Origin of the sequence: Pseudanabaena minima str. Chao 2107 (assembly GCF_051131155.1) — a bacterium.
Lineage (GTDB): Bacteria > Cyanobacteriota > Cyanobacteriia > Pseudanabaenales > Pseudanabaenaceae > Pseudanabaena > Pseudanabaena minima.
This window is the reverse complement of record NZ_CP159508.1, coordinates 4,667,332-4,694,117: the sequence shown is the minus strand read 5'-3', so window position 1 is coordinate 4,694,117 and position 26,786 is coordinate 4,667,332. Positions and strand designations below refer to the sequence as shown.

Here is a 26,786-nt window from a genome sequence, read left to right as displayed (position 1 = left end):
GAGAAATTGAAGTAATTATGGCAACGAAATTTCCTAAGTTTAGCCAGGCTATCGCACAGGATCCAACAACCCGTCGGATCTGGTATGCGATCGCCACAGCGAACGATTTTGAAAGTCACGATGGTGTTACCGAAGAAAGTCTTTACCAAAAGATTTTTGCTTCACACTTCGGACATTTGGCAATCATCTTCCTGTGGACATCTGGCAACCTGTTTCACGTAGCGTGGCAGGGTAACTTTGAGCAATGGATTAAGAATCCTCTCACTACACGTCCAATCGCCCATGCGATTTGGGACCCTCACTTTGGTAAGGCAGCAGTTGAAGCTTTCACACAAACTGATGTTGCTGGTCCTGTAAATATCGCTCTTTCTGGTGTTTACCACTGGTGGTACACCATCGGTATGCGCTCTAACCAAGAATTATTTGGTGGCGCAATCTGGATGTTGATTTTTGCTGCTCTCCTGCTATTTGCAGGTTGGTTGCACCTACAGCCCAGCTTCCGTCCTAGCCTCTCTTGGTTTAAGAATGCTGAGTCTCGTCTAAACCACCACCTTGCTGGTTTGTTCGGTGTTAGCTCCTTAGCTTGGACTGGTCACTTGGTACACGTAGCAATTCCTGAAGCTCGTGGCGTTCATGTAGGTTGGGAAAACTTCTTGAGCGTACCTCCTCATCCAGCAGGGCTTGCGCCTTTCTTCACTGGTAACTGGGGTGTATATGCTCAGAATCCTGATACCGCAGGTCATGTGTTTGGAACAGCTCAAGGTGCAGGTACAGCAATCTTGACCTTCTTGGGTGGCTTCCATCCTCAAACCGAAGCTCTCTGGTTGACTGACATTGCCCATCACCACTTGGCGATCGCAGTGCTATTCATCGTCGCTGGTCACATGTACCGCACCAACTTTGGTATCGGTCACAGCATGAAGACAATCATGGAAGCTCACAACCCACCCAAAGGAACTCCCTTTGGTGGTCTATTGGGAGAAGGACACAAAGGTATCTATGACACCTACAACAACTCTCTCCACTTCCAACTTGGCTGGCACCTAGCTACTCTCGGTGTAGTTACATCATTAGTTGCTCAGCACATGTACTCGATGCCTTCTTATGCATTTATTGCTAAGGACTTCACTACACAAGCTGCTCTGTATACTCATCACCAATACATTGCTGGTTTCTTGATGGTTGGTGCATTTGCTCACGGTGCGATCTTCTTCGTTCGTGACTACGATCCTGAAGCTAACAAGAACAACGTTCTTGCTCGTGTCCTTGATCACAAAGAAGCGATCATCTCTCACTTAAGCTGGGTATCCCTCTTCTTAGGTTTCCACACCCTCGGCATTTACGTTCACAACGACGTAATGCAAGCTTTCGGTACTCCTGAAAAGCAAATCTTGATCGAACCTGTATTTGCACAATGGATTCAAGCTGCTCACGGTAAGGCATTGTATGGATTTGATGTCCTACTTTCTAACCCTGATAGCATCGCTGCAACAGCTTGGCCAAATAGCGGTAACGTTTGGTTGTCTGGTTGGTTGGCTGGTATCAACTCTGGTGACAACTCTTTGTTCCTCACTGTCGGACCTGGAGACTTCCTAGTTCACCATGCGATCGCTCTAGGTCTACACACCACTACCTTGATCTTGGTTAAGGGTGCTTTGGATGCTCGTGGATCTAAGCTCATGCCAGACAAGAAAGACTTTGGCTACAGCTTCCCTTGCGACGGTCCTGGTCGTGGCGGTACTTGCGATATCTCTGCATGGGATTCCTTCTACCTCGCTATGTTCTGGATGTTGAACACCATCGGTTGGACCACCTTCTACTGGCACTGGAAACACCTCGGTGTATGGCAAGGTAACGTTGCTCAGTTCAACGAATCCTCTGTCACCATCATGGGTTGGCTCCGTGACTACCTATGGCTCAACTCCGCTCAGTTGATCAATGGCTACAACCCCTATGGCATGAACAATATCTCTGTTTGGGCTTGGATGTTCCTATTCGGACACCTCGTTTGGGCAACTGGATTTATGTTCTTGATCTCTTGGCGTGGTTACTGGCAAGAGTTGATCGAAACCCTAGTATGGGCACACCAACGCACACCTCTTGCAAGTTTAGTTCAGTGGAAAGACAAGCCTGTGGCTCTCTCCATCGTTCAAGCTCGTTTGGTTGGCTTGGCTCACTTCACGGTTGGTTACATCGTCACATATGCAGCCTTCCTGATTGCCTCAACGACAACGGCTTTCGGTTAATCTAGCTTGCTAGTTAATTAAAAAAATCCCTCACAGCAATGTGGGGGATTTTTTTGTAAAGATATAATATCTAAAATGTTTATAAGAGTGGCAAATATGACAGCTATTCAAGACAAGTCAGATATTATCCGTACAGAAAGAGGACTTACTATCAATGGTACTCGGATTACTCTGTATGATTTGATGGATTATATTCATGCTGGTTATCCTGTAAAGCTAATTCGTAATTATTTTTTTTATATTACTGAGCAGCAGTTCAATGCAGCGATCGCCTACATTGAAAATAATCGTGAACAGGTTGAGTCAGAGTATCAACAGGTTTTGCAAGAATCTGATATAAACCGTCATTATTGGCAAGAAATCAATAAAGAAAGATTTGCTAAAGTAGCTAATCGTAATCCTAAACCTGAAAATAAAAAAGCATGGGAAAAGCTGCAAGTTTGGAAAACGAGGCTAGCGGCTGAAGCATGAAGTTTTTGATTGATTACAATCTCAAAGGTAAATCTTTAATTCTTTGGGGAGTTGTGGCTTCTGAAGGTTGGCTAGAGCTAATAGAAATTAAATTTCTTCAATTTGAGGATGTGGGGTTGCCTCGTGATAGTAGTGATCTGTTTGTTTGGAATTTTGCTCAACAAAATCAAATGATTTTGATTACTGCCAATAGAAATATGAAGGGCAAAACTTCTTTGGAACAGACAATTCGTGAAAAAAATACAGATCTCAGTCTTCCAGTAGTAACTATTAGTAATGTGGATCGACTTGATGAGAAAGTGTATCGAGAAAAATGTGTAGCTAGTTTGATAGAAATTGGTCTTGATATAGAAAATTATTTAGGGTCTGGGCGTATTTTTATTCCCTAGTTATGGTTTGTATTGACTACAAATGCTGCCAATATCGGGGACGGTAAGTAGGGCTTGCTGAAAAAGTCTACAGAGTGAATTTAAAGGCAATACAGCTTTCAAAATAGTATTTTGTCGCATATTTCCCAAATTTACCCAGCAATTTTCCACGGAAGTGCAAGGGTTTTGATCTTCTAGACGCTATAATCTTGCACTTTTTATGACAAAAAAGCTTAAAGTCCTTATGTAGCAAGCTTTTGTACTTTTTCAGTAAGCCCTACTTAAAGAAGGGACAGAACACTATGGCTTTGTGGCAATAAACGGTGAACAATAAATAGTGATTGCGATTCGGGGGACAGTCAGCGTCAAGGACTGGATGTATAGCTTACTGACACCGCGTATTGTCGATGAATTTCATTTTGGTTTTCAACTTTACACTGAGCCAATTTGGAAACAACTGCAAAATATTCTGCCCGATTTGCTCAAAGACAAACCCAAAATCATTACTACAGGGCATAGTCTGGGCGGAGCTTCGGCAACTTTACTCGCCCATAAACTCAATAAATCTGACTTAAAGCCAAGTTACTCTAGTCTCGAAACCTATACTTTTGGTGCGCCGCCCTTGGGAACTGAGAGCGTGAAATTAGAAACACCACTCTATAGGTTTCGTACCCCTGGGGATCTGGTTCCGCATTTGCCGCTATTGGGGGGCTGTATTGTGGAGATGACTAGCAATAACTTGGCTTGGCTTCCCCAAGTTCAACAGCCATTAGCGGAGATGAGTAAAACACTGACTGAGTATAGCCATCCTGAGCCAGAGTATTTACTGCATACCACAGGTAAAGTTTATAAACTTGATGCCTCCCAAATGAATATTCAGAAACAGCAATCTGAATTTTTGAAAATCTTGTTAGAGAAGCCAGATCACGGTTCTGCTTTTGGCGAAATCACCACTAATCTTGTTAAAATCTTACAATTTCAAGGGAATATTCAGTCTTTGATAACTGAAAGTATTGGAGGTTATCTCGGAAAGATTGCTGAGATACTACTTATTGAACATGATACTTTAAGATACATTCAAGCTTTAGATATCGAAAAAACTTTACCTCAATCGCTTTTTACTAAGCCTGAGTTTGATATTAAACCTGAAACACAAGCAATTAGCTTAGTAGAGAAAAAAGATATGTTCAATAAAAATTTTTTGAAAAAGATTGCTAAAGGTGACGAGCAAGCAGGTGAGGAGATTGTAAAGGGAACTGCTCCTGCTAGTGGGGAAATTGTTGATATGACTAATCTCTCTGAATCCGTTGAACCTGTTGCTGACTCTCAATCAAGAGATGAAACTTCTACAAAAGATTCTGCACTTGCTGTAACTACTGACAAGCCACAAACAGGTAATTGGTGGGATGGCGCATTTGGTGCAGTTGCAGGAGCAGCAGGGGCAGTTGGTAACGCAGCTAGTGCGGTTGGAGGCACAGTTGCAGGTGCGGCGGGAAATGTTGGCGGTGCTGTAGGTGGAGCAGCTAGTGCAGTTGGCGGCACGGTTGTGGGTGCGGCGGGAAATGTTGGCGGTGCGATCGCTAGTGCGGGAAGTGCAGTTGGTGGGGTAGCTGGATCGGTTGGAAATGCAGTCGGTGGTGCGGCAGTGGCAACCGTAGGAGCAGTTGGTGGGGCTGTTGGTGCATTTACGCAAACAGTTGGTGGTGCTGTCATTGGTGGAATTTCTTCGACAACTAGTAGCGCAGGACAAGCGATCGAGGCTGTTGGGAATAATTCTTTAATTCGGAAGGCTGCTGGGATCTTTAATGCTGATTGGTTTCTGAAAATATTAGATCAGGTAGATGTTACTGCATCAGAGGCTGAAGTAAAGCGATTAAAACAAAAACACCCCAATGAGTCAGCTTATCAAATCGCGCAAAGAATTATTGGGCAAAAAGCGGTGTTTGCGGGTGCGTCTGGATTTGCTACCTCGATTGTCCCTGGTTCTGCCGCAGCATTGTTTGCAGTTGATCTAGCTGCGACAACTTCTCTCCAAGCTGAGATGGTTTATCAAATTGCTTGTGCCTATGGCATGGATCTTAAAGATCCAGCTAGAAAAGGAGAAGTCGTCGCCGTATTCGGGTTAGCTTTTGGTGGCAAAACAGCAATTAAAGCAGGATTAGGACTATTAAGAAATATTCCAGTTGCAGGAGCTGTGATTGCTGCAAGCTCTGAAGCCGTTATGCTTTACACGCTTGGGCAGGCAAGTTGTGCTTTTTATGAGGCAAAACTAAACCCTGTTGATTTTGAAGAAAAATTAGTAGACATTCAAAAAGATAGCGAAGAGCGTTTAAAAAGTGCGATTCCGCAGGAACAAATTATTGATCAAATTCTGGTTCATGTGATTTGGGCAGGAAATCAAGGTAGAAGTAAGGAAAGTGTTTTGGCTGACCTAAAAGCGGCTAATCTTAGACCAGCGTCGATAGATGCGATCGCTGAGTATATGGATTCACCACTTCCGCTTGAGATGTTAATAAAGGACATCAAGCCAGAGTATGCTTTAGCTTTGTTTGCCCAATGTCAGAAGTTTGCGATGTTAGACGGCATTATGACTCCTGAAGAAGCAAAAGTAATTGAGATGATTCATCAGAAATTCAGTTGAGGATAAAGCCTTTATCACTAGGCAAAAGAACTAAAGCTATGCAAGCGGAAAACAAGTTAAATGAACTATTGATTATCACTCAACAGTTCTATGAGTTTAATTATCGATACAAAACTGCTACTCTCACCGAAGTTTTATCTGTTTGAGGACGCTCAAAATTTTCTAAATATATTGATCATGGAGATATTGATGGATTGTCTATCTGAATCAATATCTCCATGGTTGTTTATCGAGATTTTAAATCAAGTTCAATTAACGTCAGTTCAACAAAAAGTGATCGCCATTCTTGAGGGCAAATAAATGAATTTAATCTCGACTTGCCAAGTTAACATTAAGCTATAACGCATATCTAAAAAAACAGCCGATCACAAGATTCCTATGACTAGAACCGAACGCGACTCCATGGGGGAAATGTCCCTGCCCGATGATGTTTACTATGGTATTCAAACTGTAAGGGCGATCGATAACTTTAAGATTAGTGGACTTAAGCCCTTGCCGACCTTTGTGAATGCTTGTTTACTAATCAAAAAAGCTACAGCCTTAGTTAATGCCGAACTCGGTTGTATTCCTGTCGGAATGGGCATGGCGATCGCGGCGGCGGCAGATGAAATATTAGATGGTCATTTACGCGATCAGTTTGTCGTTGATGTCTATCAAGCGGGTGCTGGTACATCGCATCATATGAATATCAATGAAGTATTAGCCAATCGCGCCCTTGAGATTTTGGGTGACATTAAGGGTAATTACAAAAATGTGAATCCCAACGATCATGTGAATTATGGACAGTCTACTAATGATGTAATTCCCACAGCGATTCGGATTGGAGCATTATTAGCACTGGATCACGTCCTATTTCCTGCCTTAGCAAATCTCAGTGAACAGTTACGGATTAAGGCGATCGCCTTTGCAGGAATCGTCAAATCTGGACGTACCCATTTACAGGATGCTGTCCCCGTCAGGCTTGGTGATGAATTTCAAGCCTATGCTCAAATTATTAGCGATCATATTAAACGCATTCACCTAGCAGCTAATGATTTAAAAACTTTAGGTTTAGGTGGGAGTGCGTCAGGTACAGGACTAAATACGCATCCGCAGTATTGCGATCGCGTTGCTGAAAAGCTCAGCGAAATTACAGGATTTGAACTGAAGCCTGCTAGTAACTTGATGGCTGCGATGCAAAGTATGGCTCCCTTTGTGAATGTATCGGGTGCAATCCGCAACCTTGCCCAAGATACTTGCAAAATTGCCAATGATTTGCGCTTAATGGATTCAGGACCAAAGACAGGTTTGCGCGAAATTCAATTACCACCAGTGCAACCAGGTTCGTCCATCATGCCAGGCAAATATAATCCTGTGATTGCCGAGATGACAAATATGGTTTGTTATCAAGTTATCGGCTATGACACGGCGATCGCCTTTGCGGCTCAAGCTGGTCAATTGGAACTGAATGTGATGATGCCTTTGATTGCCTATGATTTGATCCAGAGTATTGAGATTTTGGGTAATGCGATTGATACTCTCGCGACTAAATGTATTAGAGGAATCGTGGCGGTTGAGGATCGCTGTTTAGCATACGCTGAGGGCAGTCTGTCGTTAGTGACAGCTTTGAATACTCATATCGGTTATCTCAATGCTGCTGATGTCGCTAAGGAATCCCTAGCAACAGGAAAATCTCTACGTCAAGTGGTTTTGGATAAGGGATTGATGACAGAGGAGAAGCTAGCCGAAGTTCTTGATCTTGAGCAAATGAGCCGTCCAAATGGATAACCCTCATCCCCCATCCCCCCCTTTAACTAACCCTTGCAAAGGGGAAAAACTAGAAATTTAGTTCCCTCCCCTTTGCAAAGGTAGGGCTAGGGAGGGGTTATTAATGAAATTTAGAAATTTCCTTATTCACAAATTACTATCAATGGAGAAATAGAAAAACATGTTAGCAGTAGCAGTATTAGCGGCGGGTAAAGGAACGCGCATGAAGTCCGCGTTACCCAAAGTATTACAACCACTGGGAGGTAAATCATTAGTTGAGCGTGTTCTCAATGCTACAGATGCCTTGAAAGCCGATCGCCGTATTGCGATCATTGGTTATTGTAGCGATCAAGTTCGGGCTGCTCTCGCCGATTATCCACAGTTAGAATTTGCCGAACAAACGGAACAATTGGGAACAGGTCATGCAATTCAGCAATTATTGGAACCTTTAAAAGATTTTGCAGGTGAACTAGTTGTACTTACTGGTGACTCACCTTTGATGCGAACTGAAACTATCCAAGCTTTAATCGATAGTCATCGCCAACACAAAGCTTCGGCAACAGTGCTTACAGCGCTTTTACCAAATCCAACGGGCTATGGTCGCGTATTCTGCGATCACGATATGAAGATCGAACGCATCATTGAGCACCGCGATTGTAATCCTGAACAACTTCTCAATCAGCGTGTTAGTACGGGTGTTTATTGTTTTGATTGGCAAGAATTAGCTCAGGCTCTACCGAAACTGACTACCAATAATGCTCAAAAGGAATATTATCTGACTGAGGTTTTTGATTATCTCAATTCAGTTTATGCTAGTGATTTAGAAGACCCTGACGAGAGTTTAGGAATTAACGATCGCATTCAGTTAGCCCATGCCTATGATGTCTTGCAAAAAAGAGCAAGAGAAAAATGGATGCGTGCAGGTGTTACGATGCTACTACCTGAGACGATTACCATTGATGACTCAGTGGAACTTGCGCCTAATGTGATTATCGAACCACATTCCCATTTGCGAGGTAATACTAAAGTTGGTTCAGGTACAACGATCGGTCCTTCAAGTCTTGTAGAGAATAGTATCATTGGGGAAAACTGCTCTGTACAATTCTCAGTGATCGAAGATAGTCAAATTTCTGATAACTGTCGGATTGGTCCCTTTGCCCGAATTCGGGGAGAATCAATGGTGGGTGAAAAATGTCGGATTGGGAACTTTGTGGAACTCAAAAATGCCAAAGTAGGCGATCGCACTAATGCTGCACATCTTAGCTATCTCGGCGATGCTACTCTCGGTAAACAGGTAAACATCGGCGCAGGTACGATTACGGCTAATTATGATGGCTTTAAAAAGCATCAGACTATAATCGGCGATCGCAGTAAGACAGGTTCTAACTCGGTTCTAGTTGCACCGATTCAAATTGGTGAGAATGTTAATATTGCCGCAGGTTCTATAATTGTGGAAAATGTGGAATCTGACGCTTTAGCAATTGCAAGAGCTAAGCAGATTATTAAACCTGATTATTATGATCAAGAAGGTCGCAAAAAGAATTAAAAGTAATTAAAAGTTAGGACTGACGAAGAAGAACGAAAGGTAGGAGCAATTCATGAATTGCTCCTACGATGAAATGACTTCCTTTGAGCGCTTCTCACGTTTTTGTGCGTACATCAAGCGATCGCCTTCTACTAACAGATCATTAATTGAATGATGACGGCTGGGATCAAACTCGACCATGCCAACGCTGTAAACAATATCGTAACCACGATCTGTTTGTTTGCTATTAAAGTCTTTTAATACTTGTTCTAAGCGATTTAAAATTAGCTGTGTTTCAGTCTGATTAGCATTGGTCAATAAAGCTACAAATTCATCTCCGCCCAATCTACCGACTACATCTGATTCCCGAAAAGATTCTTTTAAGATTTTACTGAAATTTACCAACGCATTATCGCCTTCAGCATGTCCGTAGCGATCGTTGATTTCTTTAAAAAAGTCTAGATCAAAAAAGAATAGAGAAGCAGGCTTATTCATTCTTTTACATAGGTTTAGCGCATGGTGTGCTAATGCACTAAAGCCACGTCGATTAGATATTTGAGTTAATTCATCAATTGTGGCTAACTGTACGGATGATAGTTCTTGAGCCGCCATTTGACCAAGATCACGCAGTAACTCTCGGTCTTCATCACTGAGAATTCGAGGTTCTCGGTCAATTAAACAGAGTGTACCGACCTTTATGCCATTAGGTACAACTAGTGGAACTCCTGCATAAAAGCGAATTCTTGGCTCATTCAGAACTAGAGGATTATCGTAAAAACGCTCATCTTCTAAGGTGTCAGCGATCATAAAAATATCATTACCTAAAATGGCATGACCACAAAATGATATATCGCGTGACATCTCTGTTACTGCTAAACCTTGACAGGATTTAAACCATTGGCGATTCATATCAACTAAGCTGACTAAGGCGATCGGCACTCCAAATAGTCTCTTGGCGATTCTAGCTAGGCGATCAAAGCGTTCTTCTGGTTCTGTATCGAGAATGCTTAGCGATCGCAGTGTTGCCACACGAACATCTTCATTCTCTGGGTAGTCTGGGACTTTCATAGATATTTGTTATTTTGCATAGTTATACAAAATAATGACCTTCAGGATTTGTAGTAGAGTATCTAATTCTACTAAATTCTACTAAAAATCTTAGGGCAAAATCAAAACTCCAAAGAGAGTTACGGCATGAAGTTGCGGCACGAAGTGGCATAACTCTCTTTGGAGTTTTATGTCTTGATACACTTGGCAACATCTGCACAAAACACAAAATAACGTAGCCATTTGTGTTTTGGAATAAAATCCTTATACCAAATTAAAAAATAGCGTAGCAATTTCTTAATTGAAAACCCCTTACTAGGTTTGATGTTTGATTCACAAAAGTGTTGTTATACTTTTGTGAATTGGTATTACTGGATCAAGAAAGATACAAGAAGAATTAGTTAAACTGAAGTGAAGTTAAACCCACATAGTATGAGAATCAGCGCTTTGTGCTGATTCTCATACTATGTGGGTTTAAGATTAGTACCGATCATAACCAACTATAGCTAGCTATAGCTATCCTAAATAGATTGTGAGAGTGCGCCGCGAAGGGGCGCACTCTCACAATCCTCCAAATCTTACAACTCATTTAGGATCGATATATTATTTCCAGATATTTTCCCAGAAGGGAGTTTCTACAGGATTAGGCAGACTAGAGATATTCATCTTGCGGCGAATATCGGCGATGTTCCAGCCTGTTAGACTTGCCAAAGTTTGTGCTTCCTTCTCAAAGCGAGGACGTAGCGATCGTTGATATTCTTTGCCTGCGTCACAATTCATCTCACCTTTAAAGGCATGTCGCAAAACATAACGTCCTTGAAACTGCTCCTGATTTGAGGTTTCCTTAAACATTAAGTCTTCAGGAAATTTGTCACGGTTATAACGAATATGTAAGCGCGTGATAAAGACTCGACTATTGCTAGGCGGCATTGGTCTAGGCAAAATGCGTCGATTTGAAGGTTGACTAGAATCTGCGGCTCCGATCCAGAATACACCCGCCTTGCGAAGTTCTTCTTGCGAAAGAGGTTCAGCAGAACAAGGATCACAACTTGACATATCCCATGCATATTCCAAGAAGGCAACTTTACGACCTTCCTTGTTATAGGAAGTCTGGAACATTGACTTGTAGAAATTACCAAATTCATTCTTCACATAAACGGGAATATCAGCATCAGAAGGTACTTTGATAGTACGATAGTTGGCAACCTCTGCTTGTCCCTTCGGCGAGAGAATATAAACAAGCAAATCCTGATCGCCATTAGCATTGAGCATTCCTAAACGGATCGGCAACATGAATTTTGGCGATTCGTAAGCCATCATTAGAGGACGGAGTGATTGAGAACCTGTTTTACTTAGTTCAGCAATATTCACCTTAGCCACAAAGAACTTCATATTTTGGCGAATATATGGCTGAAGTAGCTCTTTTGCACCTTGAGGAATTTTGTAATCATTGTCAATCAACCAAGCTTCCAAACCATCGGATTCTTTGGCACTGAGAATGAGAATATCGTATTCTCCAACTGAAAACTTAGCTTCGATGGTAACTTGGTAATTATCACGAGGAGCCTTTGCTTCTGAAATTGGGGCTGCACTTGCTCTAGTTATACCGCCAAGATTAACCCGATCATAGGCCTCATATCTAGCACAGGGATCGGAGTCAAAGTACTCGACTAAGCGAGGAGCGCTAAAGGAATCAAGGCGATCGATGATCTTCTGCTCACCAATCCGAACTTGCTTTTCTTTCAGCAATACTGGTACTGGCACAACCAGCGCAAAATCTTTTACATCGCCTTGATAGTCATTTGCCATTGTTAAAACAGTGCGTTTACCATCACGGGCAATCACCACCTGCGAAGCCTTGTTAAATAGACTGGCATCAGCTTGGGACACATAGAAACCACAGAAGGCAAAGACAGCAGGTGAATAGGTAAAGACAACTAAACAAGCAAGGGCGGTACTCATAAGTACACGCATCCAAATTAGAAATTTTTTCATGTATCTATCCTTAAAAATTAAATAGATAACTAAACCCAACATTAGTATTGGCACTTCGTGCTGCCACTAATATTGGGTTTAGTTAGAAAGCAAAGCACTGTAGCGTTTTGGTAGCCATTGGAATCGTGGTGCATTCCAGAGCCGATCGCATAAAACGGTGAGTGGTGAAATTAGAAATAACGCATAAAACATTGCGTCAGAGTTAAAGAAAACATTGCGGAAAATGAAAGCTAAAACGGCGATCGCTACAGCCCAGATTAATCGCGCCACTTTCGCATTGGGAATAGAACGTGGATCAGTAATCATAAATAAGGCAAACAGCAACAGAGAGCCACTAGTAAGGCGATGGGCTAAGACATCCCAAGTCCAACCTAGCCAAAGATTTCGTAGTCCTTCTAACAGAGAATAGGCAACTAAAAACATGACGCTCGTATCCCAACGTCCTACCTTTTTGAGAACGATGCCGCCTAAACCAAGAAATACCAAGGCATATAAGCTATCTTCACCCCATTGTCCATTAGAAACCCATGCATGATTATTCCAAACAAAACTATCGAGCAGTAAAACAACGACGATTCCGAAGTTAGCAGGATTGAACCAATGTTTGCCGTTGGTGCGGAAGATAAATTTGCTAGCGATCGCTAAAAATGATGCACAGGCGATCGCCATGTAACTATCAGAACGTAATAATAAACTTAAGCCCAATGCGGTAATTGTGGCGCTTTTAAGTGACAACCAACGTTCGTTTTTTTGTTCGTTTTTTTGTGGCGTTGCTGGAGAAAATATCGATATCATGCATATTTGGGTTAACCAACAAGTCACAAAAGTAAGAGCAATCGCGAGCGGTTTCAGTGACCAATCACGGGTGCTAACCCCTAATAACAAAAAAACTGATAGAAATAGAATCTGATAATCACGGGCATCTCTGAAAGGAGCAATGCCAAAAGTGAACAATCTGGCAAGCGATCGCGGCATCGCAAAAGGTAACTTCAAGGACTGCATAGCTTTCTGATTAACCTAAAGTTTGGATCAGTATAACTGCCCAAATTTTAGGATTGTCGTCTGTTGCACTTTTTGTAACGATTACTTGCTTACAGCACTTTAAGTTTTTAAAAAATTTCTCCGTAAGGATTCTGCGATTTAATTAAAGAACCAGATTTTTTGTGGCGCAGCGGAGCCGCACCACAAAAAATCTGGTTCTTTAATTAGTACTGGGATCACCCTTTTCACTATCTAGTTGTGAGTTAAATGGCTTAAGCTCAGGTAAATTGCGTAATGTGGGTGAAATATTTGAACTTTCACCAAAAGGTTTTTTAGTGATCTGATCATTTATTTTTTCAGGGATTTTGCGATCAGTCATCGCCAATAACGATTGAAGCGCCGCAGGGATGGAATCTGGGTCCATAAATAAAACTTTGCTGCTGGGACTTTCACCAATCGCCTGTCCCATTTCTAGATATTTTTGGGCTAACAAATACTGTACTGCTTCCTTGCCATTGGGATGCTTGGCGATCGCATTAGCAATCCGCTCAATTGACAGAGCCATCGCCTCAGTTTGTTCTAGCTGCACTTGACGCTCTGATTCGGCTAATACGCGATTAGAGCGAGCTTCGGCTTCAGCCTTGGTAATTTCTGAAGTCTTCACACCTTCAGATAGCGAAATCATAGCCTTTTTCTCGATCTCGGCTGCCTTTTGTTTTTCCATTGACTGAAGTACAGAATTTGGAATCGTGATTTCGCCTAGTCTGACGCGCAGGACATTGATTCCCCAGTCTTGGGTATCACCAGAAATGCCAGTTAAAATTTCAGCGTTAATCCGCTCCTGTCCACCGATAATATTGTCTAGTTCACAGCGACCAATTTGAGTTTGGATTTGGGTTGAAAGAGAGATTTGTAAAGACTGATCGACATTTTCAATGTTGTAGCGAGCTTTTTGCAGGTCAGCAATTTGCCAATACATTGCACCACTAACATTGACACTAACATTATCAGAGGTCATGCAAGGCTGTGGGGGAAGCTCTAATACCTGCTCACGAGAGCTTTTAGTCAAGGAGACACGATCTATAAACGGCAGAACAATGTTGATCCCCGGTTCCATTGTCTTTTGATACTTCCCAAATCTCTCAACCAGTGCGATCTGACCTTCTTCGATGATCCGAAAGGAACGATAGATATAAGTACCACTCAAGAGCGCAAAGACAATGCTGAAAATTGTTGCTTCCATATATACAAACCAATGGTAGCGATTTATTCAGATTGCAAGAATTTACAAAAGACTGGCTAAGCCAGTCTTTTGTAAATTCTTGCAACCTTAACTAATTGATTCTATTTCGTGATCGCCTAAATGGGTTACAAATTTTGGTGTAAATCTCACCTCATAGGGATAGTTGGGACTGATCGGGCGACCATTCCACTCCGTATGCACACGGACAATTTCGCCTTCCATTCCTGCTATATCGAAGGATTTACCTTTGTGTTCAGGATGATGGAAAACATTTAATGCTGTTTTGACACGAACGCGATCGCCAACCTTCATAAAATTCTAATATGTCCAAATGTAAACGAGATTTATCAATTATCGCTTGTCTGATGTGTTAATTAACATCAAAAACAAAAAGTAGAGTCACGCTTGGCGTGACTCTACTTTTTGTTTTTGATAGGTTTACACCAATTCACGAAAGTGTGAAAGACTTTGGTGAATCAAAAAACAAACCCCGTAAGGGTTTTCAAATTAAGCTGATTGCTCTAGTTCAGGCTCTGGTAAAAACACTTCTAGCTTCGGTGCATGACCCCAAAATGCTTCTAGGTCATAGTATTCACGTTCGCGATCCATCATTGCATGGACGATCACATCACCGTAATCTAGCAAAATCCATGTGCCATCTTGCTCTCCTGCAATATTTCTAGGCTTACGTCCAAATTTTTCAAAGATTGATTCTTCAGCCATATCCGCGATCGCTCGTACTTGCGCCTTAGAAAATCCCGATGCAATGACAAAATACTCCGCCAAACTCGACACTTCACCGATCGCTAGCAAAACGATATTTTCTCCCTTGCGATCATCCGCAGCGATCGCGGCTGCTTGCGCTATTTGATAGCTTTGGTCTTGCTCTCTCTCACTAGGATTGAGATCCGTAGGGGTAGCGATATCGGTTACGATGGTCATAGTTGGCAGATGTACTCCTGATAAATTATTTCAGCACAACAACATTGTAACTTGATCTCCAAGTTTGGCAGTTTGGCATTGTCTAAACATTTTGTCTAAACATTGAAAGACATCACTATGGCAGCACTACAGCGCGTTGCTTTTACACTCCAACCACAAAATTTTTTGAAAGCCTTTGCAAAGCAACACTTTCAAAAAATTTTGTGGTTTGTTTGATCGACAATTACTGTGCTACTCCCTTCCCAGTGAAGCAATAGACATATAAAACCAAGAAATAGCGTTGCGGTGCTTTGCCCCGCAACGCTATTTCTTGACTGGGAAGGGATTAGTTGCGCGAAGCCGAGATGAGTATTTTTAATGTGAGTTCGATATAGCCATTTGCGTCGTGCTTCGCACGACGCAAATGGCTATATCGAACTCACGTATTTTTAAAATGTTTAGAAAAAAATTTAGAATCGTTTTTGTAGTAAAAATTTTCTGGGTCTTCCTAGTAGCCAATAATTTATAGTAGCTTCTTGGCTATGTAGTTGATAACCGATGTGATCATATAGACTACGCGCAGGTTGATTGTCCTCAAGTACATGCATATACAACCGCGAAAATCCCCATTGTTTTACGGTTTGCTCTGCTGCTAGCAAGAGTTGTTTGGCTACGCCACGCCGCCGCCATTGTGGATGTACTGCTAGGTTAAACACATAGGGATATTGCTGCATTTCACGACCTAACCAAAATTCTCGATAGTTTTTGACAGGTACGTAACGCATACAAATTTCTAAAGATGCGATCGCTTGAAATTTATTAACAGGATGGGTAGCCACAAGACAAGCGTAGCAAGGTGTTTTATCACCAAAACGACTACTGAGATCAAGCATGATGCCGTAGCGCAAAAGCGGATATACCAAGTCTGTAAAGCATCGCTGTAAAAAGTTAACTGGGTGATCGGTATTCCGATAAAAGCTCTCCGTCAAGATATCGGATACATGCCCAACATCTCTAGAACTAGCGTGACGAATTGTAAACGAAGGAGATGGGCTTGGCACATTCAGCGCTAACGGCTTAGCGAAAATAATTTGATGATTCTCAGTTATTATCACTAATAAATTACCCCAAATTTGCAAGGTTGCGCCCCTTCGGGGCGCAACCTTGCAAATTTGGATCTACTTGTGCGATCGCAATGACCAATCCCGACAAACCTATCTATGTCCCTAGCAAAACTATTCGCCCTCGCAAACAATTTGGACAGCATTGGTTACGAAGCGATGATGTGCTGAATAAAATTTTGCGGGCGGGGCAATTGAAACCAAGCGATCGCATTTTAGAAATTGGTCCTGGAACTGGTAATCTCACTCGGTTACTGTTGCCGTTGGTTGAATCCTTGACTGCTGTGGAAATTGATTGGGATCTTTGCGAAAAGCTTCGCAAGACCATGACACAAAAGAATTTTCAATTAATTGAAGGGAGCATTCTGGAGATTCCACTTCCCGAGCATACTAACAAAGTAATTGCGAATATTCCTTACAACATTACAGGCGAAATTCTCAAAAAACTGTTGGGAACTCTCGCGGAACCAGTGCAGCAGTTTGAACAAATTGTTTTATTAGTCCAAAAGGAAATCGGCGATCGCTTAGCAGCAAAGGCAGGACATAAAGCCTACAACGCCCTCAGCGTTAAGATTCAATATCTGGCAGAATGTCAGTTTATCTGTGATGTTCCTGCAACCGCTTTCTATCCACCCCCCAAAGTTAACTCGGCAGTTGTCCGCATTATTCCGCGTCCACCAGTTACATCTGCAAGTGATCCTAAATTCTTAGATCGCTTACTCACACTTGGTTTTGCGGCTAAACGCAAAATGCTCCGGAACAATTTAATTTCGGAAATAGATCGCGATCGCTTAGTTTTGATTTTGGAATCAATGGGAATTAATGGACAGGTGAGAGCCGAGGATCTTGATGTTGCTCAGTGGGTTGCGTTGAGTGAAGAGGTACTCAAGTCGAAACTATAGAAACATCTTTATTATGTTTATATTATGTTTATCATTGAGGTTTTCATTTTGCCGTAGGCAAAATGAAAACCTCAATGATTTAAGATTTAGGCGATCGCTTAGGTTTTGATGACTTTGGTATTTGAGATTGTTTAGCGGAAAGCTTTTGTAGTTTTTGGACTTGTTTGAGAGTTAATCCTGTAAATTGGGCAACTAGATCTGTAGAGACGTTGGAACGCAACATGTTTAGAGCTATTTGACGAGTAGTTTCAGCCTTGCCTTCAGCTTTGCCTTCAGCTTTGCCCTTAGCCTCACCTTCTAGCAAAATATCTTGATAAATCACTGATTCTTTCATGATTTCACTCCTTAGTAGTCTTTGGATGATTTCTTTATCTAAGGCTATACCCGATATTATAGCGGTAGAAGCTGCCACGTTACTTTGTACTCGTTTATCGGCAATACTATCAATTTGTCTAGCCACGTCTCTTAGAGTTTCTTCAGGATTACTTGTTTTGGTTAAGACAGCCAAAGGCAACAGCCCAAGATATTGCTGAAAGATATCAGTAGGTTGTTCCCAGAGACGAATGACATTAAATTCATGGTTTAGTTGCTGAGATTTAAAGCTGTTTTGGTAGACGAGTGGTGATTTTGTGGGCTTTAAATAGATGACAGTTTGATGAATTTCTTTGGTGGGGTATTTACCATAAAGTCTCAACCAATAGTTCGCCATCCGATATGCCATACTGTCATCGATTTTGGTCTGAAATTCTAAATGGACTACTATTTCAGATGACTCTAGAAAGATGACCGAATCTGCGCGAATAGGCTCGGCGGAGAGTTCCGAAGGTTCAAGTTTTGTTAGGGGAATTGATTTCCCCAAGAGCCAACTGGCAAAGTCTTCGGGGAAGTTCTCGGCTAGGAACTTGCAAGTATTGTCATACATCGCGAAATTTTATCATTTCAAAGTCTATCGCGCATATTCGTATAGAGATCATGTTGACAAAATTAAGCTCAATATTCTAAATTAAAAACCATTAATCGATGAAATAGAAGCTCAAAAATATGTAATTATTGGGGTTGAATAGTGATTTGTCTGGGGAATCGACTCAATCATCGCTTTTATCGACAACATCTTTATCAACCAATATCACCCCAAATTCCTATGGATTACTAATTCAATCTAACTTGAATAGTCAGATAGCATCTATTCAGTTTGATGCGGATACAGGTTGGCTAGCGATCGCAGGCAATGCAAATAACAACATCGTCAAACAAACGATAACTGGTAACGGCTATTACCAGTTTGATATTGATGGAACCATATTTAGTAGCAATCGCAGCTCATCAGCTTTTTGGCAAAGTCTAGATGGAGCGACCAGTACAAGTGTAGTTGGCATTAACTTTGATGGTGGGCTAGGCGATGATACCCTCATCGTTGGTAGCCAAGAATACAATCAGGGCTTTGGTGTGATTGCTGACGACACGATTCAAATCCAAGGAGCAGTACAAAGCGAATCAGTATTCTTAAAAGCCAAAGATATTATCAATCAAGGCGAAATTACTGCGGGTAATGTTACGGCTGAATTTAGTAATAGTTATACTGATGAGGCCGAAGCCAAAATTACAACCATTAATGGCGGGAGCATTTTATTAAATGGGGGCGAAACTGGAGATCTAGAGATAACTGGTAAGTTTTTTGCAACAGGTGCTACAGGCGGGAAGATCGATGTTAGAGGAAAAACAGTAAGCTTGAGAGGGGCAAATCTTGATGCTTCAGGGGAGAATGGTGGTGGCACGATTCTGGTTGGTGGTGACTATAGAGGGGCAGATCCTACGGGTTTAGGGATTCTGGTAAATGCTCAATTCGCTTTTGTTGATAAGTATTCCATCATTAATGCTAATGCACTTACCAGTGGAGATGGTGGCAAAGTTATTATTTGGGCAGATGCGGATACTGATTTTCGTGGCAACATCAATGCTCGTGGTGGCATAGAGACTGGAGATGGCGGCTTTGTCGAGGTCTCAGGAAGACAGAATTTGAATTTTGTAGGCAAAGTTGATGTTGGTGCAAAGAATGGAAAGAATGGTAGTATTCTGCTCGATCCAACTAACATTATCGTTAATGCTGACGATGACGATGATTCAACCTTTGATATTTCTAATCTTCAGAACATGAGAGGAAATGTGACTCTCTCTGCCACCAATAACATCGTATTCAATACAGAAGGCTACTTTTTTATACCTACAGGAACAATTACTCTAGAAGCAGGAAATTCTGTAATTCTTACACAAGATTTTGAGACGGGTGGTCGCAATCTCAATATTTCTGGAGCATTTATCAATGCGATGGGTCGTATAAGTTCGTATGCGAAAAGTGGCTCAGCTATTGGGAAATCTGGAAATATTAGATTAACTAGCCGAGGTGGAATTGAGATAAATGATGTTGCTACTTCCGACCTTGATGTAGGGAATGCTGGGAACATAACGCTTGAGGCAAGCACATTTATTAGCGCAGGATTACTTACTACTAGCAGTAACGGTAATAGTGGCAATGTGCGCTTATCAGCAAATGGAGATATTTCTTCATCAGATATTTCCACTTACTCCACTGGTAGTGGAGTAAGTGGAAATGTAAATATTCTGGGCCGTAGTGATTCATCTAAGCCTAATTCTATTGCTGTTGGACTAATTAATACTAGTGGACTGTTTCATCTAAAATAGTGCAATAGATACGGTTATTCTTCTTGCTCAAATACTGGATAAAGATGTTTCAGTTTGACTCTGGCATCGCTTGTCGAAAACCTCCATATTACTTTGGATGCATTCTGATTTCGAGACTTTTGCCAAGCGTCTATCTCCTCTTTGAGTTTGTCCTTGCTAGGAATCCGTCTATCTAAACATTGTTTTGATAAGACACTCAATTCGGTTTCGGCTACATTCAACCAACTACCATTACGCGGCGTATGATAAATTTCTAGTCTTCTTGCTAAACGATGAGCTTCTGGTGCAGGAAATGCTTCATACAGCGAAGCTATATTATGGGTATTCAGATTATCACTGAGTAGCTTTACTTTTCGTGCATTCGGATAGTCCTCATCCAACAATTGACGTATTTCCTCAGCCCAATCTATCCTTGTTCGACTATCTCGGCTACTCACCCGTCTCCATCCTCGATGAGGGTCAACAAACATGAATAGGGCTTGAACACCTTCACGCTCATAGTGGTAGTCTTCTTTTTTATCTTGTCCAGGTTGCATCGCTATTGGTGGATAAACCTCTCCGAGTAGTTGCTTTGATGCTTCATCCATTGCAATCAACGGTTCTTCTTCGCATGGCTCCGTGCTATACAAGTCAAGGACGACTTCCATTTCTGCCACAAATCTTGCTAAATCTCTTTCGGGAATACAAAATCTCTGGGTTTTCCAAGGTCGTAATTCGTTTTTTTTAGAGTACGCCACACCGTTGATGCGGAAATTTCGGTAATAACTTGTCTTTGCTTGAGTTCTGACGTTAATAGTCTGATTGTCCACTCAGCACGTCCTTCTGGTGGGTCTGCACAACACAGAGCAATTATGTGGGCTTCGCTAGAGCCATCGACCTTGGGCGGTGTGGGGGGCGTTTTCCTTAATTGTCTCTCTAGTGCAGGTTTTTCACCTTTTTGCAGAAATCTTTGGCGAATTCGACCTACGGTGTTTCTATGCACCTGCAATGCTTCTGCTATTTCTTCATCAGTCCATGTTCTCTTGCTGTATTTTCCTTCATCACACATCAGTAAAATTCTGGCGTGCAAGATCTTTTTTGCAGGTGCATAGCCATTTCGACTAATTTGTTCTAAGTTTTCTCTATCCTCTACTGTTAAATAGACTTTATCTCGCCTTCCTCTTCCCATGATTAGGGCTCTCCAAACCAATATCTATTGCACTATTTTAGATGAAACAGTCCACTAGTGGCAATAATGGCGGCAATGTCCGCTTATCAGCTAACGGCGATATTTCAACTTCAGATATTTTTACTTATTCCACTGGCAGTGGAAAAGGTGGTAATGTAAACTTGTTGAGCAGTAATGGAAGTAGTACGCTTGGTTCTATTATTGCGTTTGGCAATGGAAATGGAGGTGCAGTAACCCTAGATATATTTAAGGATATCTCCATGTATCAAATCAGTACGTCTTCTGACAATGGTAATGGCGGCAAAGTAAGTCTAAAGGCAAATCAAGATATTAAATTAGGCTCACCAAGTGATGTTAGATCTATCGTATCAAATTCTGTGGAGAAAAATGCAGGAACTATCCAAATCATCAGTACTGAAGGAAGTATTAATATTGGACAAGGATTAGTGAGTGCAAATTCTAAGCAGGGCAATGGTGCGAATATCAATCTCACTGCCAAGCAATTAATCACGACAGGTTTAATTGACTCTGGTGCGGATGGTAATGGGAATGGTGGCAATGTAAATTTGCTAACGGATGAGGATATCTTGACCTCTTCTATTGTTACTCATTCTAATGGCAATGGTAAAAGTGGCAATATCAGACTAGTAAGCTCTAATGGTAATATCAAGACCACAAATGATTCTCCTGATACAACTGCTAGATTTATCTATGCGGCGGGAAATGGAGGAAATGCTGGAACTGTAACTCTGAAAGCTTTTGGTGACATTGAGTCTGTTAGCATCACTACTTCATCCCAAAATGGTGCGGCTGGTAATGTCACGATTGAGGCTGGTGGTGAGTCAATCAAAATTGTTAATTCGCTTTCACAGAATGGTACTGAATATAGTATCTATTCTGCTGGCGCAACTAAAAATGGCAGAATTACGATTAACCGCAAGTCTGGATCGACTGGTACTTTCTTTGCAGTGGGTGATGCTACTTACAATGGGACTAAGGGTGCGATCGGTGCTGGGAAGGATGCTAATGGTGTTGAGAATAGTCTGCTCACTACAACTATCGTCACGGGAACCTATGTTGATGGCAATATCAGAATTTTGACTCCAGATATTCCTGCGTTGAGTCTCTCAAAACCTAGAACCATTCCTGCTGAAACTCCAACTACGACTTCCAGTTTTGCTCCTGTTAGTTCTCTCAATGTCCAAGGATTTATTGATACCAGACAATATGCAAAGGCGATCGTCGCTCTGGACAACTTGAGAACAATTGAGTTCTATCAGAGTCAAGGCAATACTAGTCCGACAGTGCCACAGCTAAATTCTGTAAATCAAATCAAGAGTTTCTTAAATGCTGGTGATATTGCCGCAGGTACAAGGTCAGCGATGATTTACACCTTTTTGTCTGGCACAACCCAAGATAATCCGTCGGGGACAAGTCTAAATCTATTTGCAGTTACTTCAGCAAGCGATATTATTTACAAAACTATTCCATTAATCAATGGTCAATATCAGGGTCTTAAAATAGATAAGGCTGTTCTTGACTTTAGAGCTCTTTTACGAACCCGTGATGGGGATTATGCAGATGAGCGTCAGTTTTATGGATATGCAGACTCTCGTTTATATGATTTGATCTTCAGACCTCTTAAAGACGCTTTATCTCTATCTCAAGTCAACAATTTAATCTTCTCGACTGACAGCCTATTTCGTACTATTCCTCTAGCTGCTTTATACGACGGTCAGAGCAGCAAGTTTTTAGTGGAGGACTTTAGCAGTTCTGTTACTCCTAGTTTTCAAGTTATAGAAAAAGACAGGTATAGATCTTTACAAGGTGCTAATGTTCTCAAAATGGGTGCTACAGTATTTGGCTCCTCTACCCCTTTACCAAGTGTCAGAACAGAGCTAGAGAATATTGCTCAAATTGAGTTGCAGAATTCTCCAAGCATCAGACATAGCCCCATTTATTTGAACGATCAGTTTTCAGGTAGTAATTTAAAAACATTGATTGCTAAAAATGATGCTCCAATAGTTCATATTTCAACTCACGGAGTAGCTGCCTTTAACTCGGAAAGTTATATTCTGCTGGGAAACAATAATTCTAGTGGGCAGTCTAATATACTAAGTGCTTCTGATATTCGACAGCTAAAAGACCTGAGTAATAAAGATTTGCTAGTATTCAGCACCTGCGAATCTTTTACTGGGTTTGACTATGGTACGGCTGGTGCAGCATTGGTTGCTGGGGTAAAATCAGTAATTGGTTGCGGTTGGATTGTAAGTGACTCAGGTACAATGGTTGCAATGACAGGTTTTTATCAGCAATTACTAGGTAAAGGCTTATCTAAAACAAAAGCATTGCAAGAAGCACAAAAATCAATGATTTTAGGTAAGGTGAAAGCTATAGATGTGGCGGGAACAACAGACAAAGCCGAATTGTCTATTGATGGAAATAAAGTAGTATCTTCAGAATATGGACAAAAAGATATTAAGGCGAATTTATTAAATAAAGATGATCCTAATCTTGATAAACTGAAGCACCCTTATAACTGGGCTGCATTTTCATTGGTTGGAAATCCTTGGTAATAGAAAAAATGAAAAAAACTTACTTAAAAAGAAAAATATTTCTAGCTGCATTTTACTTAACTTGTAGCTGTATTGTGTACGTCAGAGAGTCTGAATCGAAGCAAGTAAATACTGATACATTCAATAGTTTTGAAGATTGGTGTGAGAACAAAGATAATCTCAATGAAGACATCAGACATACCATTGAACTATTGCTACTAAAAGTAAAAACATCAGATTGTAAATTTGCAAGCAAAGAATTATCAACCTATACATCTTTGTCTCTTGATAAAAGAGGAGTAAGTAATTTATTACCACTTAGTTCTTTCACTAACTTAACTCGATTAAATTTAACGAACAATAAAATTGTCGATATCAAGCCATTAGAAAAACTAACAAAACTAACTTCTCTAGGCATTTCAGGTAATCATATTTCTGATATAAGTCCTCTTAGAAATATGAAAGACTTAACTTCACTACGTGCTAATCGCAATCAAATTTCTGATGTCAGCCCTTTACAAACTCTTACGAAATTACATTATCTTGCTCTCAATGACAACAAAATTCAAGATGTTACGTCGTTGCAGCTATTGAACAGGTTGAATATTGCCACATTTAGAGGAAATCCAATTATCAATAAAATCTGTCCAGTTCCAAAACCAGTTAATGATTTACCAATTTGTGCCTTTTAATTTGATTTGCACGATCGCATATACATTTCAAAAATAGTGATCGCACCTTGCTTTTAAAATTATGACTTAGGCGATCGCATATACAACTCAAAAATAGCGATCGCGGTTTATTTCCTTAATTTAAGATTTAGGCGATCGCTTAGATTTTGATGACTTTGGCATTGGAGATTGTTTAGCGGAAAGCTTTTGTAGTTTTTGGACTTGCTTGAGAGTTAGTCCTGTAAATTGGGCAACTAAATCTGTAGAGACGTTGGAGCGCAGCATGTTTAGAGCTATTTGACGAGTAGTTTCAGCCTTGCCTTCAGCCTTGCCTTCTAGCAAAATATCTTGATAAATCACTGATTCTTTCATGATTTCACTCCTTAGTAGTCTTTGGATGATTTCTTTATCTAAGGCTATACCCGATATTATAGCGGTAGAAGCTGCCACGTTGCTTTGTACTCGTTTATCGGCAGATCAGTTCTATTTAAAACCCAAATAAACAAAGGCGGCGCGTTGCGCCGCCTTTGTTTATTTGGGTTTGCAAAACTTGCATTGCTATAAAAAATTTGCTGCATCAGGATTTTTTGCAAGTGGGGGAATTTTCGTGTATTTTGATTGGCACAAACGCACAATTAATTGTGTGTTTATGTAATTTTTTGTCCGTTGGTTAAGAGGATTTCCTGTATGCGGTGCAAGCCTAGTTTCTTCAGCGCGATCGCCACAAGCATCACGGTTTTGGCGATCGCCCCACAAATGTTAGCGCATCCTGCCCTATCAATAACACAGGCGCAAACATGGAAAACTAGCCAATTACCGCAGACAGCCTCACTGATTTATGTTGCTCCGCGTGCTAATCCTAACGGTAATGGTTCACCCAATAATCCTTATCCGTCGATCGCGGCGGCGCTTGCCACAAAACCTGTGGCAGGAACAGTGATTCAACTACAGGAAGGGCTCTACAGTAGTGAGACAGGTGAGTCTTTTCCGATTAAACTTCCTACAGGTGTGACATTGCGCGGCGCACCCACAGCGAGAGGGTTGAATACAGTGATTCGTGGTGGCGGTAAATTTATCAGTCCCAGCTTTGCTAGCCAAAATATTACGATGCTTGCCGACAATGATGTGCGGATTGAAGGAGTCACAGTGATTAATCCCAACACCAGAGGCACTGCGGTGTGGGTTGAGTCAGGTAAGCGTGTAGCGATCACCAATAATACTTTTATCAATAGCGATCGCGAAGGATTATTTCTGACGGGTACTGCTGACGCGATCGTTAGTGATAATGTCTTTAAAAAGAATGGTGCAAATGGACTCTCAGCGGTAGGTAGCAGTACAGGGGAAATTCGTAACAATACTTTTGAAAGTACAGGGTTTGGATTAGCGATCGGGCAAAAATCGCGAGTGACTGTCAGCAATAACAGTATTCTTAATAATACCGATGGCATTATCATTTCTAATCTTTCGGCTCCGACTTTGCGAAATAATTTGATTTCTGATAATCAACGTAATGGAATTGTGATTCTTAAAGACCGTAAAGGTTATCCCACGCCTGATTTAGGTACTTCTACTAGTCTTGGCAAAAATATCTTCCGTAACAATCTTGGAAAAGATCTCAATAATAATTCTGGTGTTACCCAAGTTGCTGTTGGCAACCAACTTGACCCTAAAAAGATTGCAGGTAATATAGCCTTTGTCGGAGAATCTCCAACTCCTCCTGCACCGCAAACTCCTATTACTCCAATATCTAGCACAACCAAATTATCTCTTCCAACTACAAATACCAGCAGCAACGTTGATACGGTCGAAATTACGCGACCTCAAACCAGTTTTATCCCTCCCACCGCATCGCCAACGGCTTTAGCACCTTCTAAGAACAGTATCTTGATTGAGCCATTGCCAGATGTCCCCCAACCAGTTACACCAGCTAAACCAAGCACTAATCTAAATTCTCCGACTACGACTCCAGTAGCTGCATCTAAACCAGTGACTCCATCTGCTAATCTTGCTCAAAGTCCTAACGAAGTTCTCATTGATCGTGATCCCGTTCCTGTCGTCCCGCCAAGGCAAGTTAACCCACCACGATCAATATTTGTCCCTAGTACTCCACCAGCAACAACTACTCCTCCAGTAACTACTCCTCCTCCAAAAACAACTACTCCTCCAACAACTTCCGTCCCACCAACAGTTACAACGCCACCAGCGCAGACTACTCCTATTCCTTACAATCCTCAAATTGCAGCGCTAGTGCCGCCGCCAGCAAGGGATACGACTCCTTATTTAGTTGTGATTCCATCTTCAGATGCTGAAGCTCTCAATCGAGTCCGTAGCGTTGTCCCCAGTGGTAAAGTTATTCCTTCGCGATTTGGCAATATTATTTTGGTACAAGGCTATCCCGATCGCGATCGCGCTGAAGTCTTAAAAGTAATTATGCGATCGGCAATAGGGCTTGATGCTCGTGTAATACATCAAAATAGTTTATAGA

22 protein-coding genes are annotated in these 26,786 nt (G+C 41.4%); 12 read left to right on the top strand and 10 right to left on the bottom strand.

The annotated features are described in order from the left end of the window. Positions 1-17: 17 nt before the first annotated feature. The 7 genes from psaB to glmU all read left to right on the top strand — a co-directional run bounded on the left by psaB (position 18) and on the right by glmU (position 9,018). Positions 18-2,246, top strand: a complete 2,229-nt coding sequence (psaB, locus tag ABM313_RS21280; protein ID WP_434685134.1) for a photosystem I core protein PsaB — start codon at positions 18-20, stop codon at positions 2,244-2,246. Positions 2,247-2,342: 96 nt separating this feature from the next. Next, complete coding sequence (locus tag ABM313_RS21275; RefSeq protein ID WP_434685133.1) at positions 2,343-2,717, top strand: DUF433 domain-containing protein; 375 nt, start codon at positions 2,343-2,345, stop codon at positions 2,715-2,717. Continuing rightward, positions 2,714-3,106 (top strand): DUF5615 family PIN-like protein, encoded by a 393-nt coding sequence (locus tag ABM313_RS21270; RefSeq protein ID WP_434685132.1) that lies wholly within the window; start codon positions 2,714-2,716, stop codon positions 3,104-3,106. Before ABM313_RS21275 ends, ABM313_RS21270 begins: the two co-directional genes overlap by 4 nt. A gap of 316 nt (positions 3,107-3,422) precedes the next feature. Next, a complete protein-coding gene (locus tag ABM313_RS21265; RefSeq protein ID WP_434685131.1) occupies positions 3,423-5,726 on the top strand; it encodes a lipase family protein in 2,304 nt (767 codons plus the stop codon). Between the two features lie 90 nt (positions 5,727-5,816). Then, the gene (locus tag ABM313_RS21260) at positions 5,817-6,026 is read left to right on the top strand and encodes a hypothetical protein (RefSeq protein WP_434685130.1); all 210 of its coding nucleotides are present in this window, start codon (positions 5,817-5,819) and stop codon (positions 6,024-6,026) included. A gap of 78 nt (positions 6,027-6,104) precedes the next feature. Then, positions 6,105-7,493 (top strand): aspartate ammonia-lyase, encoded by a 1,389-nt coding sequence (locus tag ABM313_RS21255; protein ID WP_434685129.1) that lies wholly within the window; start codon positions 6,105-6,107, stop codon positions 7,491-7,493. Positions 7,494-7,653: 160 nt separating this feature from the next. Further along, positions 7,654-9,018, top strand: coding sequence for a bifunctional UDP-N-acetylglucosamine diphosphorylase/glucosamine-1-phosphate N-acetyltransferase GlmU (gene glmU / locus ABM313_RS21250; RefSeq protein WP_434685128.1), 1,365 nt, complete (start codon positions 7,654-7,656; stop codon positions 9,016-9,018). A 63-nt stretch (positions 9,019-9,081) separates the two neighbouring features. On the opposite strand, the gene ABM313_RS21245 is transcribed toward glmU, so the two are convergent. The 7 genes from ABM313_RS21245 to ABM313_RS21215 all read right to left on the bottom strand — a co-directional run bounded on the left by ABM313_RS21245 (position 9,082) and on the right by ABM313_RS21215 (position 16,299). Next, on the bottom strand, positions 9,082-10,065 hold the full coding sequence (locus tag ABM313_RS21245) for a GGDEF domain-containing protein (RefSeq protein WP_434685127.1): 984 nt from the start codon (positions 10,063-10,065) through the stop codon (positions 9,082-9,084). A 582-nt stretch (positions 10,066-10,647) separates the two neighbouring features. Then, entirely contained in the window at positions 10,648-12,039 is a 1,392-nt protein-coding gene (locus ABM313_RS21240; RefSeq protein WP_434685126.1) for a DUF2330 domain-containing protein, read from the bottom strand. 78 nt (positions 12,040-12,117) lie between these two features. After that, positions 12,118-13,014, bottom strand: coding sequence for an RnfABCDGE type electron transport complex subunit D (locus tag ABM313_RS21235; protein WP_434688545.1), 897 nt, complete (start codon positions 13,012-13,014; stop codon positions 12,118-12,120). A 226-nt stretch (positions 13,015-13,240) separates the two neighbouring features. Next, positions 13,241-14,263, bottom strand: coding sequence for an SPFH domain-containing protein (locus ABM313_RS21230; RefSeq protein ID WP_434685125.1), 1,023 nt, complete (start codon positions 14,261-14,263; stop codon positions 13,241-13,243). 87 nt (positions 14,264-14,350) lie between these two features. After that, complete coding sequence (locus ABM313_RS21225) at positions 14,351-14,575, bottom strand: ferredoxin-thioredoxin reductase variable chain (protein ID WP_434685124.1); 225 nt, start codon at positions 14,573-14,575, stop codon at positions 14,351-14,353. A gap of 195 nt (positions 14,576-14,770) precedes the next feature. Beyond that, positions 14,771-15,205, bottom strand: coding sequence for a ribosome silencing factor (rsfS, locus tag ABM313_RS21220; RefSeq protein ID WP_434685123.1), 435 nt, complete (start codon positions 15,203-15,205; stop codon positions 14,771-14,773). A 449-nt stretch (positions 15,206-15,654) separates the two neighbouring features. After that, positions 15,655-16,299, bottom strand: a complete 645-nt coding sequence (locus tag ABM313_RS21215) for a GNAT family N-acetyltransferase (RefSeq protein WP_434685122.1) — start codon at positions 16,297-16,299, stop codon at positions 15,655-15,657. A gap of 80 nt (positions 16,300-16,379) precedes the next feature. Here ABM313_RS21215 and rsmA point away from each other — a divergent pair, with 80 nt between their 5' ends. After that, positions 16,380-17,207 carry a 16S rRNA (adenine(1518)-N(6)/adenine(1519)-N(6))-dimethyltransferase RsmA gene (gene rsmA / locus ABM313_RS21210; protein ID WP_434685121.1) on the top strand — a complete coding sequence of 276 codons (828 nt, stop codon included), beginning with the start codon at positions 16,380-16,382 and terminating at the stop codon, positions 17,205-17,207. Between the two features lie 79 nt (positions 17,208-17,286). On the opposite strand, the gene ABM313_RS21205 is transcribed toward rsmA, so the two are convergent. Beyond that, positions 17,287-18,129 (bottom strand): Rpn family recombination-promoting nuclease/putative transposase, encoded by an 843-nt coding sequence (locus ABM313_RS21205; RefSeq protein ID WP_434685120.1) that lies wholly within the window; start codon positions 18,127-18,129, stop codon positions 17,287-17,289. A 146-nt stretch (positions 18,130-18,275) separates the two neighbouring features. Between ABM313_RS21205 and ABM313_RS21200 the strand changes: the two genes are divergently transcribed. After that, positions 18,276-19,907, top strand: coding sequence for a hypothetical protein (locus ABM313_RS21200; protein ID WP_434685119.1), 1,632 nt, complete (start codon positions 18,276-18,278; stop codon positions 19,905-19,907). Between the two features lie 14 nt (positions 19,908-19,921). On the opposite strand, the gene ABM313_RS21195 is transcribed toward ABM313_RS21200, so the two are convergent. Beyond that, a protein-coding gene (locus ABM313_RS21195; RefSeq protein ID WP_434683792.1) for an IS630 family transposase occupies positions 19,922-21,075 on the bottom strand; the annotation gives its coding sequence in 2 pieces (ribosomal slippage) (positions 19,922-20,634 and positions 20,634-21,075; 1,155 coding nt in all). 41 nt (positions 21,076-21,116) lie between these two features. Here ABM313_RS21195 and ABM313_RS21190 point away from each other — a divergent pair. Further along, positions 21,117-23,651, top strand: coding sequence for a CHAT domain-containing protein (locus ABM313_RS21190; protein ID WP_434685118.1), 2,535 nt, complete (start codon positions 21,117-21,119; stop codon positions 23,649-23,651). A gap of 8 nt (positions 23,652-23,659) precedes the next feature. Beyond that, positions 23,660-24,322, top strand: a complete 663-nt coding sequence (locus ABM313_RS21185) for a leucine-rich repeat domain-containing protein (RefSeq protein WP_434685117.1) — start codon at positions 23,660-23,662, stop codon at positions 24,320-24,322. A 120-nt stretch (positions 24,323-24,442) separates the two neighbouring features. Here ABM313_RS21185 and ABM313_RS21180 read toward each other — a convergent pair whose 3' ends face one another. Next, the gene (locus ABM313_RS21180; RefSeq protein WP_434685116.1) at positions 24,443-24,751 is read right to left on the bottom strand and encodes a hypothetical protein; all 309 of its coding nucleotides are present in this window, start codon (positions 24,749-24,751) and stop codon (positions 24,443-24,445) included. Positions 24,752-24,988: 237 nt separating this feature from the next. Here ABM313_RS21180 and ABM313_RS21175 point away from each other — a divergent pair, with 237 nt between their 5' ends. Next, entirely contained in the window at positions 24,989-26,785 is a 1,797-nt protein-coding gene (locus ABM313_RS21175; protein ID WP_434685115.1) for a DUF1565 domain-containing protein, read from the top strand. Position 26,786: the final 1 nt, after the last annotated feature.

Excerpts from the sequence above, each read along its gene's own strand:
- rsmA (WP_434685121.1), top strand. The coding sequence starts at position 16,380 with ATGACCAATCCCGACAAACCTATCTATGTCCCTAGCAAAACTATTCGC.
- ABM313_RS21205 (WP_434685120.1), bottom strand. The coding sequence starts at position 18,129 with ATGTATGACAATACTTGCAAGTTCCTAGCCGAGAACTTCCCCGAAGAC.
- ABM313_RS21255 (WP_434685129.1), top strand. The coding sequence starts at position 6,105 with ATGACTAGAACCGAACGCGACTCCATGGGGGAAATGTCCCTGCCCGAT.
- ABM313_RS21270 (WP_434685132.1), top strand. The coding sequence starts at position 2,714 with ATGAAGTTTTTGATTGATTACAATCTCAAAGGTAAATCTTTAATTCTT.
- ABM313_RS21275 (WP_434685133.1), top strand. The coding sequence starts at position 2,343 with ATGACAGCTATTCAAGACAAGTCAGATATTATCCGTACAGAAAGAGGA.
- ABM313_RS21235 (WP_434688545.1), bottom strand. The coding sequence starts at position 13,014 with ATGCCGCGATCGCTTGCCAGATTGTTCACTTTTGGCATTGCTCCTTTC.
- ABM313_RS21260 (WP_434685130.1), top strand. The coding sequence starts at position 5,817 with ATGAGTTTAATTATCGATACAAAACTGCTACTCTCACCGAAGTTTTAT.
- ABM313_RS21175 (WP_434685115.1), top strand. The coding sequence starts at position 24,989 with ATGCGGTGCAAGCCTAGTTTCTTCAGCGCGATCGCCACAAGCATCACG.
- ABM313_RS21240 (WP_434685126.1), bottom strand. The coding sequence starts at position 12,039 with ATGAAAAAATTTCTAATTTGGATGCGTGTACTTATGAGTACCGCCCTT.
- glmU (WP_434685128.1), top strand. The coding sequence starts at position 7,654 with ATGTTAGCAGTAGCAGTATTAGCGGCGGGTAAAGGAACGCGCATGAAG.
- ABM313_RS21190 (WP_434685118.1), top strand. The coding sequence starts at position 21,117 with ATGAAACAGTCCACTAGTGGCAATAATGGCGGCAATGTCCGCTTATCA.
- ABM313_RS21225 (WP_434685124.1), bottom strand. The coding sequence starts at position 14,575 with ATGAAGGTTGGCGATCGCGTTCGTGTCAAAACAGCATTAAATGTTTTC.
- ABM313_RS21185 (WP_434685117.1), top strand. The coding sequence starts at position 23,660 with ATGAAAAAAACTTACTTAAAAAGAAAAATATTTCTAGCTGCATTTTAC.
- psaB (WP_434685134.1), top strand. The coding sequence starts at position 18 with ATGGCAACGAAATTTCCTAAGTTTAGCCAGGCTATCGCACAGGATCCA.
- ABM313_RS21245 (WP_434685127.1), bottom strand. The coding sequence starts at position 10,065 with ATGAAAGTCCCAGACTACCCAGAGAATGAAGATGTTCGTGTGGCAACA.
- ABM313_RS21230 (WP_434685125.1), bottom strand. The coding sequence starts at position 14,263 with ATGGAAGCAACAATTTTCAGCATTGTCTTTGCGCTCTTGAGTGGTACT.
- rsfS (WP_434685123.1), bottom strand. The coding sequence starts at position 15,205 with ATGACCATCGTAACCGATATCGCTACCCCTACGGATCTCAATCCTAGT.